The following is a 15,791-nucleotide window of genomic DNA, read 5'->3' as shown; positions in this document are numbered from 1 at the left end:
GATCATTTCCAGGGGCGCTCAAAGGCGCCTTGTGTCACCTGCGCGCCTTCGGCATGGCGGGCCAGGGTGGTTTGCCAGTCAGCACGGGGAGAATAGCGTTCTGTATCACGTTGTGCAGCGTCAAGCGCGGCTCTCAGCGTACCGACCACCTGTGCGACATAACTGGGGCTGCGCTGGCGTCCTTCAATTTTGATGGCGGCCACGCCCATGTTGATTAACTGCGGCAGCAAGGCAATGGCATTGAGGCTGGTTGGTTCTTCCAGTGCATAGTCGACATCGCCGGCCACGTCAAAGCGGCCCTTGCACAGAGTGGGATAGGCCGCAGCCTCATCGGGTGCGTAGCGATCAATCAGTGTGCCATTGAGGCGGGCGTAGAGGGTGTGTTCTTTTTCTTCCCAGCTGACGGCATGGGCAGGTGAGCAGACGCCCTTGTTGTTGGGGGAGTCGCCAGTCACATAGCTCGACAGCAGGCAGCGCCCCTCGGCCATCACGCACAGGCTGCCAAAGCCAAATACTTCAATTTCTACCGTGGTCTGGCGTATGATCTTGGCGATTTCGGCGAGGGTCAATACACGCGGCAATACGGCTCGCTTGATGGCGAACTGTTCGCGCATCAGTTCGATGGCGTCAAGCGTGGTTGCCGAACCCTGCACCGATAAGTGCAGACGCAAGTCCGGATGCCGGTCACGCGCATAAGCCATCAGCCCGGGATCTGCAAGGATTACTGCATCGGCCCCCATCGATGCTGCCGTATCTATTGCCGCACGCCACTCAGCTACAGCGCCTGCCTGGGGGTAGGTGTTGATGGCAAACAATACCTGCCGCCCACGGCCATGTGCGTAGGCAAGACCCTGGCGGATATCGGTGTCAGAGAAATTGAGACCACCAAAATTGCGGGCATTGGTCGCGTTGCGCAAGCCCAGGTACACAGCATTGGCCCCTTTGTCCACGGCTGCCTTCAGGGCAACCAGACTACCGGCAGGGGCGACCAGATCAATAGCTTTCATGGTGACAGATGTTAACAGGAAGAGTTTTCGCCTGCCTTGTTCCTGGTCAAGGTATGTCAAGACCGGGTGTTCAGTGGCAGGCTGAATGGAGTTCGGCACTGGCCTCATGGTAGGACCGCAGGGCCTCGATGGAAGCGATATGTATCGTTGCTCCGCACACTTTGATCAGGCTTTCCTGCGTCAGCTGATGCAGGACACGGGACAGGGTTTCCGGTGTCAGATTCAGCAGAGAAGCCAGCAGGTGTTTTTTTAATTCCAGACGGATTTCCTTGCTGTCTTGCTGGGATGCTGTTCGCAGCAGATAATCAATGACACGCTGGGTGGAGTTTTGCAGCGAGTAAGCCTCGACGTTGTGGATGAACCCAAGCAGACGATGCGACAGTCCGGTCATCATCTGACGCGACAGCAGGGGAGAACGTTCAAGCAATTGCAGCACGGTCGCGCGCGGCAGTTTCAGCAATAAAGTATGTTCGAGTGCTTCGGCATAAAACGGGTAAGGCTCATCAATGAACATCATGGCTTCGCCCAGACTCTGTCCCGCTCTGATCAGTTCCAGCACCTTGTCATGCCCACGGGGTGAAGGAATGCACAGTTTGATCAGGCCAAAGACAACGATATAAATACCCTCGGCAAGATCACCCTTACGGCACAGCATCATGCCCTTGCCAAGCTCTATCTTTGAAATGTCTGCCTGCAGTGCACTGAATTCGGTACAGGATATATTGCGAAACAGTGAGTGATTCTGTAACAGGCTGAGTACATCTATTTTTGTCATCATGAGTTCATATCCCCGATAAACTGACCGAGATCAAGTGTATGGACGGCAGGCAGATACGCCTATCCCTCAAACGGACTAGGCTGCAACAGCAAATGGTTGGCAGAACAGGCAGCAGGGTAAGGTATTGATGTCGCTTGTTCATCGCATTTGCTTTACTTGTCCAGACCATGCTCCACGGCATACACGGCAATCTGTACCCGGCTGCTCAGATTCAGTTTTTTCAAAATATTCTGTACATGGATTTTGACCGTGCTTTCGGCCACGTCCAGGTTGCGGGCGATTTCTTTATTGCTTTCACCACGGGCCAGGCAGATCATGGTTTCCCGTTCTCTTGGTGTCAGTTTTTCCCGTTCCGGACTGGTGGCCAGGTTATTGCCGGAACGGAATTGCATCACCAGCTTGGCTGTCATCGACTCTGCGATGACAGGCTCACCGGCTGCAGCACGCTTGATTGCCTGGGTCAGGTAGTCGGCTTCGATATTTTTTAAGAGATAACCTCTGGCGCCCCTTTTCAGGGCGGTGGTCAGGTCCTCGGCCTCTTCCGATACGGTCAGCATCAGCACGGCGGTGTCAGGCAGGTCTTCCACAATCAATTGCATTGCTTCCAGACCGGACAGACCTGGCATGTTCAAATCCATCAGGACAACATCGGGACGCAGTTGCTTGGCGCGCTTGACACCTTCCAGCCCGTCTGCGGCTTCACCGACAATTTCAAAGTCAGGATTGCGTTGCAGCAGCAGGCGTATACCGCTGCGAAACAGAGTATGGTCATCGACCAGCAATATCCGAATGGGCATTTGTCACTCTCCAGTATCCATGTTCTTGTTGATTTTTCTTATCGATTTGAGCGGTGGCGCTGTCTGACTCAGGCGACCAGGCGTTCCTGCCTTAACAGGTGCAGTGCAATGCTTGTTCCCTTGCCAGGTTTGCTATCGATGCGGAACTGTGCGGACAGGCGTTCGGCCCTTTCCTGCATGATGCGCAGACCTACATGCCCGTCACCTTTCTGATGGACGCTATGCATGTCGAATCCCAACCCATCGTCGCTGACCGTCAATAAAAAATCGCGCTGGTTGTCAACCATGACCTTGACCAGCTTTGCCTGGGCATGTTTGCGCACGTTCGACAATGCCTCTTGCAGGATGAACAGGACTTGCAACTGCTGCTCTGGTGCCAGCGGGGCACCGGTGCCGTTGACCTGCACCTCGCCATGGACGCCGGCCTGGCGCTCAAATTTGGTCACGACATTGCGGATTTCAGATTCCAGATTACTGTCGCGCATGCGGGTGCGGAAATTGAGCAGCAGCTCGCGTACGTCCTCATAACTTTCCTGCACACCTGCGCGTAGCAGGGGCATGATGTCGCGAATTTCTTCCATGTCCTGACGCTTGAGTGAGTCTTCCAGCATCTGCACCTGCAGGTTTAAAAAGTTGAGGCCCTGGGCGATGCTGTCGTGCAGGCCCTGTGCCAGCAGATTGCGTTCCTGCGATACAGCAAATTCTTTTTCCCTGGCGATCAGACGCTGGTTTTCTATGGCAGCACCAAGGTTTTTGCCCAGTGTTTCCAGCAGGCGGCGCTCTTCGCTGCTGACCTCTCTTTCCTTGCTGAAGTGCAGCGAAAAACTGCCGATCACTTCATCGCGCGCCAGGATCTGGAACACAGCGAGGGAGAAAAAGCCCTCGTCCTGGCAGCGGTAATGTTTCAGTGGGTCCATCTGCCGGAAATCCTTGACCAGGATGATGCCCTGATGCGTCGCTGCACCACACAGGCAATCTTCGGTCTTGATGCAATGTTCCTGCTCCACCATTTTTTCCGAGATGCCTTCATGCACCGTGATATGCAGATTATTATTGCCCAAGTCCAGGATACGTACGGTGCCGCCATCCGCTTCCATTCTCTGCATGATCCTGCATAAAAAGCCACGGCAAAGCTCTTCTATCGCATGTGGCCCAGCCAGGAAACCGGCTACATCGTACAGTGTGCTGACTTCATGGTTCTGTGCCGTGAGCTTGGCCGTTTTCTCAGCTACCCTTTCTTCCAGGGTGCGATGGACGCTTCTTACATGATCGGCCATGGTATTGTAGGCTTGCGCCAGTACCCCAAATTCATCTTCAGTCTCTATGGGCAGCCTGACGTTGAGGTCGTCGTTGGACATGCTGGCAATACCGCTTTGTATCCGTGAAACCGGTCCGAGTATCCACAGGTACAGCAGGTACAACAAGGCGACACTGGCAGCCAGCGCCAGGAAGACCAGAGCCGTCTGGCACAGACGCAGCCAGGTGGTTTTTTCAGCAAGTTCGATTTCGACCAGCGAAACCAGGTTATTGATCTTGTCGACAAAGGCAGGCAATTCTTTTGCATAAGTTGCCAATGCCTGCTGCCTGACCACATTGTCCTGATTGAGTGCTGCCCTGGCATTGACTTCAATGTGTTGTTTCCAGTCATCCTGTACCCGGCGCATTTGTTCTCGGATGTGTGTGGTCAGTGGCAGGAAAAGCGGGCGTTTCGGGTCACCGGTGTGCAATTCAGACAGGATCTGGTTGAATTGGACCAGCTCTTTCTCAATGGTAGACGCAGCTTGCCCTTGTTGCATTTCCAGCGCCAGCCGGTAAGATCGCATGCGCAGACTGCCTGCTTCATTGATGGCGGCGCCGCCGCCTTCGAGCTCCCAGGATAAAAGCAGGGTATAGGCGATGGCGAGCAAGGTCAGGCCAAGCCCTGTCACGGTGGCCAGCAAGATGCGAAAAGTCAGTCGCTTTCTTATCGGTAGCTTGCTTGGCATAGTCATGGCAATACTTGGACCTGGTTTGGTTGCACGGAGTTTAAGTCTAGTTCTTTGCAGGCAGGTGTTTCTTGATCTAAATCATGAATCGGGAGCGAAACAATTAGCTCAGGCAGGCGTCCGTATCGGCATCGGCATTGCTTTTATGCGCAACGCCAAGCGGACAAACCATGGGCAAGAACGTGTCAGTTCTTTCTGAATACGCAAGCAGGGCGCCATTGCTCATGTCAAAATACCATGCATGCAAGACCAGTTCCCCGCGTGCTTCACGCTCTGACACCCAGGGAAAACTGCGAAGGTTGTTGAGTGACATGATCATCGCCCCCAGCTCGCAGGCGCGGATGCGTTCCGCTTCTGTGCAATGTGTCAACTGCTGCATGACCTGCTGTTTGACAGGCTCGACGATTTTCATCCAGCGACCGATGAAGTCAATTGTCCGGGTAGGCTGATATCCCTGCATCAGGGCGCGGATGCCGCCGCATTTTTCATGACCCATGACAATGATGCGCTTGACCTGCAGGCTTTCGACGGCAAACTGTATGGCGGCGCTGACGCCTTGCTGGTGACCTGCCTCATTGCAGGGCGGTACCAGGTTGGCAACATTGCGTATGACAAAAATATCGCCTGGGTCACAATCAAGCAACAGGGCAGGGTCTACCCTGGAGTCGCAACAGCCTATCAGCAGGGTGCTGGGATTCTGTCCATTGTTGAGTTTGTCGTATAGATTATCCTGCCCGGCAAAATACTTGCTCTGGAAACGCTGAAAACCTTCAATGAACTGATGAATATTCCTGACTTCCATTCCATCCCCCGTCAGCCACCGGTTTGCGACATGAAACGTATGATCTTGTGCCTGTTCTCGTTGAACTCGTGTTTTTCAGGTTTGAGTTCTATGGCGTTGCGGATAGCTTCTTCCAGGCCGGCATCGCTGATGCCGGAACGCAGAAGCGGCCGCAATTCGAACTTTTCATCCTGCCCCAGGCACATGTACAGGGTGCCGTCGACACCCATGCGTACCCGGTTACAGGTGGCGCAAAAGTGCTGGCTGATCGGTGAAATGAAGCCCAGCTTGCCCCTGCCATCTGCTGTCTGCCAATAACGCGCCGGTCCCCCGCCTATTTCGATGGCTGCTGGCTGCAGATGGAAGTCCCTGACCAGCTGATCCCTGACCGGACCGAGGTCCATGTACTGGCTGTTGCGCCCGGTCTCACCCATGGGCATGGCTTCGATCAGGCGCAGGATAAAGCCCTCTTCAAAACAGAATTGCACCATGCGCGGTATTTCGTGATCATTGACGCCACGCATGACCACCATGTTCAGTTTGATCGGTGTAAAACCAGCGCGCTTGCCGGCCTGCAAGCCGGCCATCACACTGCCGAAACTGTCTCGGCCGGTAATTTTTTCCACACAGGCCTTGTCCAGGCTGTCGAGACTGACATTGATCCTGTCAACGCCAGCTGCGCGCAGGGCCTGTGCATGCCTGTGCAACTGGGTCGCATTGGTTGAGAGGGAAATATCCCTGACTGCAGGCAGGGTTGATAGTTGTTCTACCAGTTGCGGTAATCCACGCCTCAGCAATGGCTCGCCGCCGGTAAGCCGCACCCGGCCCACACTCATGCGCGAAAATGCCGCGACGACGCGGGTAATTTCATCAAAGCGCAACCAGTTGTCGGGCTCTTCAAAACCCTTGTAGCCTTTTGGCATGCAATAGCTGCAACGTAAATCACAGCGATCAGTGACAGACAGTCGCAAATAATCGATACGACGCCCGAAGCGGTCAATCAAGGCTGTGGTTGAAGATGAATTGGTGTCCATGCTTTTATTCTGCTGCACACCAGAGGGTAAAACAATTCGCCGCAAAGCCAGTCACGACTAGTTCATTTGGGGGATGCCGTGGCAGATGTGTGCAAGACGGCGCGTAATTCCTGCCGGTAGCGCCACAGGGTCATGAGCATTAATATGCCCATCCACGCCTGCGCCAGGGCGAAAGCCAGACCTGCAATCAGGGCAAGTCGGGAAGGGGCAAATGGCAGGGCCAGCAACAGCAGCAGGGACAATAGCACCAGCCGGGTTTGCCAGACCAGGCGCTGTGGCGGCAATACTGCCTGCATGGTCGGTACCCGTTGCCCTGCCGGAGTTTGCCTGCGCAAATGCAAAAATACGAGGAAAGGAATGATCTTGCCCAGCATGGCATTGACAGGCAGGACCGCGCCACCAACCAGCGCCAGCACACCTGTCCACCATGGCAGGGCGGTTGCCAGCTGAGTTGGCAATACATCCGGGTTCAGCGTACACAGGATCGCGGCCAGCAGCCAGCTACCTGCACAAGTCAGCCACAAGGGCCAGGCAGGATCAAAACGACGTCTGGCATGCCAGACTGCGACCAGACTGATGAATGCCAGCGTCGCCATGATGCCGCAACCCAGATACAAGGCAGCAGACCAGAGTGGTGGCCAGATGGCCAGACAAAGCGGCAGCCATAACAAGCCTGGCAATCCGGCCTGCCAGTGCAGGGACGGTCGGCGGGTTTGCCAGAACATTGGCACGGTCGTTGTCGCCACGCCGAGCACCAGGCAGGCGATCCAGCCGACCAGTCCCCAGGCGACATGACGCGGTAATATGAACATGATATCGAGTTGCCACCATCCCGAAAACTGGCCCGCCAGAGCTATCCCGAGCGCAACGACTATGCCGAGCGTCAGCCCTGCCCAGCGCAGTGTCCGGGTGGTGGCGTCAACTACCTGTATGCGCCAGGCTGCCAACAGCAGGGCAATCACTACCGAACCATAGAGCAGGGCTGCCAGTCCGGCTGCGAACATGAAGCCCGACTGCATGCCATATAAAAAACCGGCGCTCAGCCCCGCGACTATCAGTGCCGAACCAACCGCCACAAAGGGAGCAATCATGCGGGCGGCAGGCACAGCCTGCTGGGCAACTACCGGCATCAACTGGAACAATGCACCTGTCATTACCGGCGCCAGCATGCCCAGGGCCAGGCAATGTGTGACAGCCAGCGTGAGCGGCGAGAAGCGTTCGGGCAAGCCCTGTAGCGGGAAAAAAGCCAGCATCAAACCGGCCGCTACACCCAGCCACGGCGCTGGCAGCAGGCAGCCAAATATTGTGGCTGGTGAAGGGCTTAACTCATAGCTGAGGATTTTTGCCGTAGACACAAGTGATGATAGTCAAAGCCGGTGATGTGCTGCCAGTAAAACACCCTGTCAGCCACAGGAGCATGCACCACAACAGGGGCTGCCGGTGTTCATGCCCAGGCTGGTATCAAGGTCCGCTATCCGCTCTGCACACAGGGGATACAGGACGTTTTCTTCTTTGACATTGTGCTGTTGTATCAGCACGTTCAGGGTGTCAATTGCTGCAAGGGCAGCGGCTGTCTGCCCGTTTGTCATGGCGGCATAGGCTTCGTCACGCAGCGTGCGTATGTCTGCATGTTCGCCGCGCATGACCTGGGTGGGGCCTTGCGACATGCCTGTCGCTTTTTCAAAGGCAGGGAAGAGTCGTTCTTCTTCCAGCCTGAAGTGGCTGTCGAGCTGTTCGCTGAACAGACGGAAGTGACTGATCGCTGACGATACCTCGCCTTTTTGCAGCGCTGTCTCACTACGTGTAAGTTGATCGTCGCATTCCTGATGCTGGCGCACCAGTTCCTTTGTTGCTTTTGACATGGTATGACCTTTATGAATGAAATGGGTTATTGCACCAGGGGGCTGTCAGCTCCGGGGAGATCAATGCCGGAAATCTTTGCCCGCCCGACCAGCAATTGCAGGTATTGATGCAAGCTACGATCATGGCTGGCCTGATGCATGGCGCTCGCAATCTTTTGTTCCACATCAGCAAAAGTGAGCAGGTGGCCATCCACTTTGCGACCCACCTGGATGATGTGCAGACCAAACCGGGTCTCCACCAGTCGTGGGATGATGCTGCCAGCCGGGGCTGCAAACAATGCCTGCTCGAATTCAGGCACGGTGCCGCCCATGCTGATTTGCCCCAGGCTGCCACCGACTTCACTGGACGGGCAATTTGAATTTGCTCTTGCGTATTCAGCAAACAAGTCAGGATTTTCCAGCAAATCCGCAAGAATCTTGCCGGCATGACGTCGCAGTGCATCGAGATCGACCCCTGGCGTGACCTGGAACAGGATGTGACTGGCCTCTGCCAGCGCACCTACCGTGAAACGATGGGGATACGCCTGGTAGTGGCGCAGGCATTCTTCTCTGTCAGGAACCGGTACCTTGACTTCCTGCCTGAGCAGGGCATCGATTATCTGGTCATCGCTGGCAGTTTCTCCTGTCCTGGAAGTGACGCCAAGAACGCTGGCTTCATCAAGCAGCACACGCCGCAAGACCAGGGCGGTCATGGCGCTTTGTATTGCATCGCGGGCGTCCTGATGGGATGGTAATTCACGCTCCATCTCGGCATCGGTCAATTCATGGTCGTTGACTATAACTGGCATGATTTTCTCCTGAAGCGTTCAGCGGGTACGCACCAGTTGCCAGGCGCGATTGAGATAAGTGACTGAGGCAAATCCACTCCAGACATGCACCAGACGGGTGAATGGGAAAATCACAAACAGCGACAGGCCCATGAACAGGTGAAGCTTGAACAGCAAGGGGGCAGCAACGATGAACTCAGCTGCGTCGCCTTTGAAAGTGACGATGTGCTGTGCCCAGGTCATCAGCAAGACCATCATGTGACCATCGCTATGATGGGCAGATTCAAAGATCGTCGACAGGCCCAGGCCCAGCGTGACGAAGATCCATAACAGCAAGACCTTGTCGCCTGCCTTGGTGACTGCCGAGATACGCGCATCGCTAAAACGGCGGTGTAGTAAAATCAAGAGCCCAAGCATGCACAGGCTGCCAAAGATGCCACCTGCGACCATGGCGATCATTTGCTTGAAGCTGTGACTGATGCCCAAGGTATCCCAGACGATGACCGGGGTCAGCAAGCCCACCAGATGACCAAAGAACAGGCCCAGTATGCCGACGTGGAACAGGATATTGCCCAGTCGCAGATTACCGGTATGCAGCATTTGTGACGAATCACTCTTCCAGGTATATTGCTCGCGCTCGAAACGTGCGAGGCTACCGAACAGGAAAATCGCCAGCGCGATATAGGGATAAATCCCGTAAATGAATTGATGCAGATAAGTCATGATGGTCTCCCTGTTGATTGGGCGGCAGCAGCACCGTGCCCGGGCTGTCTGGGATAAAAATTGAGGGGGTGTGTACCCGACAGATTCGGTTTGAGCAGTGGTTCTACACCATCGGCACCGGGGCCAAAGGTTTCCATTGCATCATCCATGTCACGCACTGGAGGTTCACCCTGTTCATGCGGTACGACATCGGTCAAGGTCGTCAGGATCAGGAAGAGCTTGGCATACGGGCTGTCCTTGCGTTGCAGGCGCATTCCTATGGCTGCCAGTACATGGATGGCTTCACCCAGCAATTTTTCTGAGGTACTCTCATCCATGAGACTCAGGAATTCCAGGAACAGCGGCACATAATCTGGCAATTCACTGGCTTCTGGTTCAAAGCCGTGAGTGCGGTATTCTTCCAGCAAATCGACCATGGCCTGACCACGGTCACGGCTTTCGCCATGGATGTGCTCAAACAGGTGCAGCGATAAAGAATGAGTGCGGTCAAACGTTGCCACATAGTTTTCTTGCAGTGCAATCAGGCTGTCAGAACGCAGATAGTCCAGGGTAGCTTGCAAGGCATCGAGAAACTCAGGCTCGTCTTGCAGTGCCTGCTCAATCTCAGGCAGGGCGGCGATCAGCTCCGCTTGCGGATAGCTCATCAGGGCCGACAGGATGCGATAAATTTGCATACGATTTCCTTTATGGTGTCTTTATTGTTTTTTGCAGGTGCGCATACACTGCGCACCTGAAAAACTTATTCGACAGTGGACATTTTCTTGCGTGACTTTGGCATATCGACAAAGATCACACTACCCTGTGGTTTCTTGCCAAACAGCGCACCGTCCGAAGTACCGCCTGAGCAACCGTTGCCAAAGGTGAAACCGCAACTGCCTTTTTCATTGAAGCTGTCTTCCACCATTTCCTTGTGTGAAGAAGGGATTACAAAGCGGTCTTCATAATTGGCGATCGCCAGCGTCTGGTACATGTCCTCGACTTGCGCCGCATTCAGGCCAACCTGTTTCAAGACGGCGTGATCAAGTTCGCCATACACGGTTTCAGAGCGCTTGTAGGCACGCATGGCCAGCATGCGTTCCAGGGCGCTGGTGATGGGTTCTTCCTTGCCTGCGGTAAGCAGGTTGGCCAGGTAACGCACTGGTATGCGTAAAGACTTCACATCCGGGATAATGCCATTCATGCCCATGTGACCTGCCTCTGCTGCCTTTTGTATAGGTGACAGTGGTGGTACATACCAGACCATGGGAAGGGTACGGTATTCAGGGTGCAGCGGGAAGGCGATCTTCCATTCCATCGCCATTTTATAAACAGGCGACTTTTGTGCAGATTCTATCCAGCTCTCAGGTATGCCATGCTTGCGTGCTTCGGCGATTACTTCAGGATCATGCGGGTCAAGGAAGCAGCCTAGCTGGGCTTCATACAAATCCTTTTCATCCGGCACCGATGCGGCGGCTTCTATCTTGTCAGCGTCATACAGCAAGACACCGAGATAACGGATGCGACCTACACAGGTTTCCGAGCACACGGTAGGCTGGCCAGCTTCTATGCGTGGATAGCAGAAAGTGCATTTCTCTGCCTTGCCCGAACTCCAGTTGTAATAAATCTTTTTGTAAGGGCAGCCAGAGATGCACATGCGCCAGCCACGGCATTTATCCTGATCGACGAGCACGATGCCATCATCTTCACGCTTGTAGATAGAGCCAGAAGGGCAGGATGCGACGCAAGCCGGGTTCAGGCAATGTTCACACAGGCGTGGCAGATACATCATGAAGGTCGATTCAAAGGTGCTGTACATCTCTTTTTGCACACCTTCAAACAGGGCGTCCTTGCTACGTGCGCTAAATTCACCGCCAAGATCGTCTTCCCAGTTCGGGCCCCAGACTATCTTGTCCATCTTCTTGCCAGTCAGCACAGAGATAGGGCGTGCTGTCGGTGGTGTTTCCACCAGCGGTGCATTTTTCAGATGCTCATAATCGAAGGTGAAAGGCTCGTAATAATCATCAATCGCTGGCAGGTTAGGGTTGGCGAAAATGTTCGCAAGTATGCGCAGCTTGCCACCCTGCCTGGGTTCGAGCTTGCCAGCTTCATTGCGGTGCCAGCCACCTTTCCATTTTTGCTGGTTTTCCCATTCTTTTGGATAACCTATGCCGGGCTTGGTTTCGACGTTATTGAACCAGGCATATTCAACACCATCACGGCTGGTCCAGACATTCTTGCAAGTGACCGAGCAGGTATGGCAGCCTATGCATTTATCCAGGTTCAGCACCATGCCGACTTGTGCGCGTATTTTCATGATGCTGACTCCTCTTCCAGTTTGCCTTCCAGCCAATCTACTTTCTTCATTTTTCTCAAGACGATGAACTCATCCCTGTTACTGCCTACGGTGCCGTAATAATTGAAGCCATAAGCAAGTTGCGCATAGCCGCCTATCATGTGGGTAGGCTTCAGCACTGCACGTGTCACCGAGTTATGGATGCCGCCACGCTTGCCACTGAGTTCCGCCCCCGGTGTATTGACGATTTTTTCCTGGGCGTGGTACATCAGACACATGCCTTTGGGCACACGCTGGCTGACTACTACACGGGCTGTCAGGGTACCGTTGCTATTGAAGACTTCTACCCAGTCGTTATCGACCAGGCCTGCTTCTTTCGCCTCGACTTCAGATACCCACACATGCGGGCCGCCACGGCTCAGGGTCAGCATGCGCAGATTGTCTGAATAGGTCGAATGGATGCCCCATTTCTGATGCGGCGTGATGAAATTGAGGACGATCTCTTTTTCACCATTCGGCGACCTGTTGAGCATAGGTGCAACCGTCTTGGTATCGATGGCCGGTTTATAGACACACAGGCCTTCACCAAAATCGAGCATCCAGCGATGGTCTTGATAGAACTGCTGGCGGCCAGTCAAAGTGCGCCATGGTATGTATTCATGCACATTGGTATAACCAGCGTTGTAGCTGACTTCTTCCGATTCCAGACCAGACCAGGTTGGTGCCGAGATGATCTTGCGTGGCTGTGCCTGCACATCGCGGAAGCGTATCTTGTCATGTTCACGGCCAACAGCCAGGTGAGTATGGTCACGGCCCGTGATCTTGCCCAGTGCTTCCCATGCCTTGACCGAGACATGGCCATTGGTTTCCGGTGCAAAAGTCAATATCATTTCGCAGGCATCAATCGCAGTATCCAGACGTGGGCGGCCTTTGCTGATACCTTCTTCAGTCACCACCTTGGTGATGCCAGCTATCTCCTTGACCTCATGTTCGGTATTCCAGTTGATGCCCTTGCCGCCATTGCCGAGTTTGTCCAGCAAAGGGCCTATCGAAGTAAACTTTTTGTAGATATCTTTGTAGTTGCGTTCGACGACAAAGAAATTAGGTGCAGTCTTGCCGGGTATCAGCTCACATTCACCTTTTTTCCAGTCTTTGGGTTCCAGTGCCTGACCGAGCTCACCGGGTGTGTCATGCATCAATGGCTGCAAGACGATGTCCTTGCGGGTACCCAGATAGTCACCACCAATCTCGGTAAATTTTTTGGCGATACCCTTATAGATTTCCCAGTCAGTCTTGCTTTCCCACAGCGGTTGTACGGCTTCGCTCAAGGGATGGATGAAGGGATGCATGTCCGAGGTATTCAGGTCATCCTTTTCATACCAGGTTGCCGTTGGCAAGACGATGTCGCCATACAGGCAAGTCGTACTCATGCGGAAGTCGAGTACCACCAGCAGATCGAGCTTGCCTTCTGCGGCCGGGCGGTATTTGACTTCAGATGGCTTGACTGCTTCATCAGGGTCATCGAACAGGGCATTTTGTGTACCCAATAAATACTTGAGGAAATATTCATGTCCCTTGCCCGAGCTACCGAGAATGTTCGAGCGCCATACAAACATATTGCGCGGGAAGTTCTTTGGATTGTCCGGGTCGTCACAACTCATATTGACTGTGCCAGATTGCAGACTGTTCTTCAGATAGTCTTGCGGTGTCAGGCCTGCTTTTTCTGCAGCATCGCAAACATCCAGTGGATTGGTTTCCAGTTGTGGTGCCGATGGCAGCCAGCCCAGACGTTCAGACTTGGCATTCATGTCTATCATGCTCATGTGGCTGATCTTGGACTTGTCGGCAGTCGGTGCCAGTATCTCATCCATCGCCAGTTTTTCATGACGCCACTGGCTGGTGTGGGCATAGAAAAAGCTGGTGCCATTCATCTGGCGGGCAGGGCGTACCCAGTCACTGGCAAAGGCCAGCGGTGCCCAGCCAAATTGAGGACGCAGTTTTTCCTGGCCCACATAATGTGCCCAGCCGCCACCTGATTTGCCTACGCAACCGCACATCATCAGCATATTGATGATGCCCCGATAAATCATGTCATTGTGGTACCAGTGATTCAGTGCTGCACCGACGATGACCATGCTCTTGCCCTGGGTATCATGGGCATTCTGCGCAAATTCACGCGCTACCTGTATGACCAGCTCACGCTTGACGCTGGTGTGTTTTTCCTGCCATGCTGGTGTGTAGGGGACATCATCGTCATAAGACGACGCAACCGCGCCGCCCAGGCCCTGATCGACGCCATAGTTTGCCATCGACAAGTCATACACCGTCGCTACCAGTGCTGTGCTGCCATCTGCCAGTGTCACACGTTTGGCTGGCAGGTGGCGTAGCAACATATCATTCGCATCGGCACCACCAAAGTAATTGAAGCCTACCGTGACGACTTCATCATGCTTGCCCACCAGGCTCAGTAATGGGTCTATCTCGCGACCTGAATGGCCGTCTTTGGCTTCCAGATTCCAGCGGCCAACTTTGGCACCTTCATCGAATTTGCCTTCACCCCAGCGATAGCCGATAGAGCCGTTTGGCGACACGATTTCACCTGTGAGCTCATCAATGGCCAGGGTTTTCCATTCAGGGTTATTGGCTTCGTTCAGATTGCCAGGCAATTGCGAAGCGCGCAACATCTGGTCAGGCACATAGCTGCCATTACGTTCTACCAGACGCACCAGCATGGGCATGTCGGTATATTGTTTGACATAGCTGCGGAAGTAGTCTGACTTGTTGCCAAGATGGAATTCCTTGAGTATCACATGGCCCATGGCCATGGCCAGTGCTGCATCAGTCCCTTGTTTTGGTGCCATCCAGATGTCACCAAACTTGACCATCTCGCCAAAGTCAGATGACACGGCGACCGTCTTGGTACCCTTGTAGCGTACCTCGGTATAAAAGTGGGCGTCTGGCGTGCGGGTCTGCGGTACGTTCGAACCCCATACCATGAGGTAAGTCGAGTTATACCAGTCTGCAGATTCTGGCACGTCAGTCTGTTCGCCCCAGATTTGCGGGCTGGCTGGTGGCAGGTCGCAATACCAGTCATAGAAGGACAGCGGTACGCCACCGATCAGACTCAGGTAGCGGGCACCAGCTGCATAAGACACCATGGACATCGCCGGAATCGGTGAGAAGCCAATGACGCGGTCTGGACCGAATTTTTTGATGGTGTAGGCATTTGATGCAGCAATGATTTCCTGCGCTGTATCCCAGTCTGCACGGACGAAACCACCAAGGCCGCGAACGGACTTGTAGCGTTTGGCTTTTTCAGGGTTCTGGCTGATGGCTTCCCAGGCATCTATCGGCCCCATGGTCTTGCGGGCCTCTTGCCACATTTCCATGAGGCGGCCACGTATCATCGGATATTTGACGCGCTGGGCAGAATACACATACCAGCTGTAAGAGGCACCGCGCGGGCAGCCGCGTGGTTCATGATTCGGCAGGTCAGGGCGGGTGCGCGGGTAATCGGTTTGCTGGGTTTCCCAGGTGATCAGGCCATTCTTGACATATACCTTCCAGGAACAGGAACCGGTGCAATTGACACCATGGGTAGAGCGCACGATCTTGTCATGCTGCCAGCGGCTGCGGTAGCCGTTTTCCCACTTCCTATCCTCGTCGACTACCGCACCATGTCCGTCAGAGAAGCTGGACTTCACCCGCGACATGAACTTCAATCTATCCAGAAAATGACTCATCGTACACTCCATATCAGATGGGCAATTGCCCTTTTATGTAGG

At 54.2% G+C, this 15,791-nt stretch carries 13 protein-coding genes; all 13 read right to left on the bottom strand.

What is annotated here, in order from left to right; translation table 11 throughout:
* Positions 1 to 2 precede the first annotated feature (2 nt).
* The gene (gene ubiU / locus LZ463_RS26835) at positions 3 to 1,007 is read right to left on the bottom strand and encodes a ubiquinone anaerobic biosynthesis protein UbiU (RefSeq protein ID WP_241459393.1); all 1,005 of its coding nucleotides are present in this window, start codon (positions 1,005 to 1,007) and stop codon (positions 3 to 5) included.
* 70 nt (positions 1,008 to 1,077) lie between these two features.
* The gene (locus tag LZ463_RS26830; RefSeq protein WP_241459392.1) at positions 1,078 to 1,785 is read right to left on the bottom strand and encodes a Crp/Fnr family transcriptional regulator; all 708 of its coding nucleotides are present in this window, start codon (positions 1,783 to 1,785) and stop codon (positions 1,078 to 1,080) included.
* 152 nt (positions 1,786 to 1,937) lie between these two features.
* Positions 1,938 to 2,582: a response regulator gene (locus LZ463_RS26825; protein ID WP_241459391.1), complete on the bottom strand. Its 645-nt coding sequence runs from the start codon at positions 2,580 to 2,582 to the stop codon at positions 1,938 to 1,940.
* Between the two features lie 68 nt (positions 2,583 to 2,650).
* Positions 2,651 to 4,573: a type IV pili methyl-accepting chemotaxis transducer N-terminal domain-containing protein gene (locus tag LZ463_RS26820; RefSeq protein ID WP_241459390.1), complete on the bottom strand. Its 1,923-nt coding sequence runs from the start codon at positions 4,571 to 4,573 to the stop codon at positions 2,651 to 2,653.
* Between the two features lie 97 nt (positions 4,574 to 4,670).
* Positions 4,671 to 5,369: a carbonic anhydrase gene (locus LZ463_RS26815; protein WP_241459389.1), complete on the bottom strand. Its 699-nt coding sequence runs from the start codon at positions 5,367 to 5,369 to the stop codon at positions 4,671 to 4,673.
* An 11-nt stretch (positions 5,370 to 5,380) separates the two neighbouring features.
* On the bottom strand, positions 5,381 to 6,382 hold the full coding sequence (moaA, locus tag LZ463_RS26810; protein WP_241459388.1) for a GTP 3',8-cyclase MoaA: 1,002 nt from the start codon (positions 6,380 to 6,382) through the stop codon (positions 5,381 to 5,383).
* A gap of 62 nt (positions 6,383 to 6,444) precedes the next feature.
* The gene (locus tag LZ463_RS26805) at positions 6,445 to 7,737 is read right to left on the bottom strand and encodes a hypothetical protein (protein WP_241459387.1); all 1,293 of its coding nucleotides are present in this window, start codon (positions 7,735 to 7,737) and stop codon (positions 6,445 to 6,447) included.
* A 48-nt stretch (positions 7,738 to 7,785) separates the two neighbouring features.
* Positions 7,786 to 8,244: a hemerythrin domain-containing protein gene (locus LZ463_RS26800; protein WP_241459386.1), complete on the bottom strand. Its 459-nt coding sequence runs from the start codon at positions 8,242 to 8,244 to the stop codon at positions 7,786 to 7,788.
* A gap of 26 nt (positions 8,245 to 8,270) precedes the next feature.
* The gene (locus LZ463_RS26795) at positions 8,271 to 9,032 is read right to left on the bottom strand and encodes a peptidylprolyl isomerase (protein WP_241459385.1); all 762 of its coding nucleotides are present in this window, start codon (positions 9,030 to 9,032) and stop codon (positions 8,271 to 8,273) included.
* Positions 9,033 to 9,050: 18 nt separating this feature from the next.
* The gene (gene narI, locus LZ463_RS26790) at positions 9,051 to 9,734 is read right to left on the bottom strand and encodes a respiratory nitrate reductase subunit gamma (protein WP_241459384.1); all 684 of its coding nucleotides are present in this window, start codon (positions 9,732 to 9,734) and stop codon (positions 9,051 to 9,053) included.
* On the bottom strand, positions 9,731 to 10,408 hold the full coding sequence (gene narJ / locus LZ463_RS26785) for a nitrate reductase molybdenum cofactor assembly chaperone (protein ID WP_241459383.1): 678 nt from the start codon (positions 10,406 to 10,408) through the stop codon (positions 9,731 to 9,733). Before narJ ends, narI begins: the two co-directional genes overlap by 4 nt.
* 65 nt (positions 10,409 to 10,473) lie before the next feature.
* Entirely contained in the window at positions 10,474 to 12,027 is a 1,554-nt protein-coding gene (narH, locus tag LZ463_RS26780) for a nitrate reductase subunit beta (protein ID WP_241459382.1), read from the bottom strand.
* Entirely contained in the window at positions 12,024 to 15,749 is a 3,726-nt protein-coding gene (locus LZ463_RS26775) for a nitrate reductase subunit alpha (protein WP_241459381.1), read from the bottom strand. Before LZ463_RS26775 ends, narH begins: the two co-directional genes overlap by 4 nt.
* Between the last annotated feature and the right edge of the window lie 42 nt (positions 15,750 to 15,791).

Origin of the sequence: Undibacterium paludis, assembly GCF_022568815.1 — a bacterium.
Lineage (GTDB): Bacteria > Pseudomonadota > Gammaproteobacteria > Burkholderiales > Burkholderiaceae_D > Undibacterium.
This window is presented reverse-complemented; position numbering and strand designations above follow the sequence as displayed.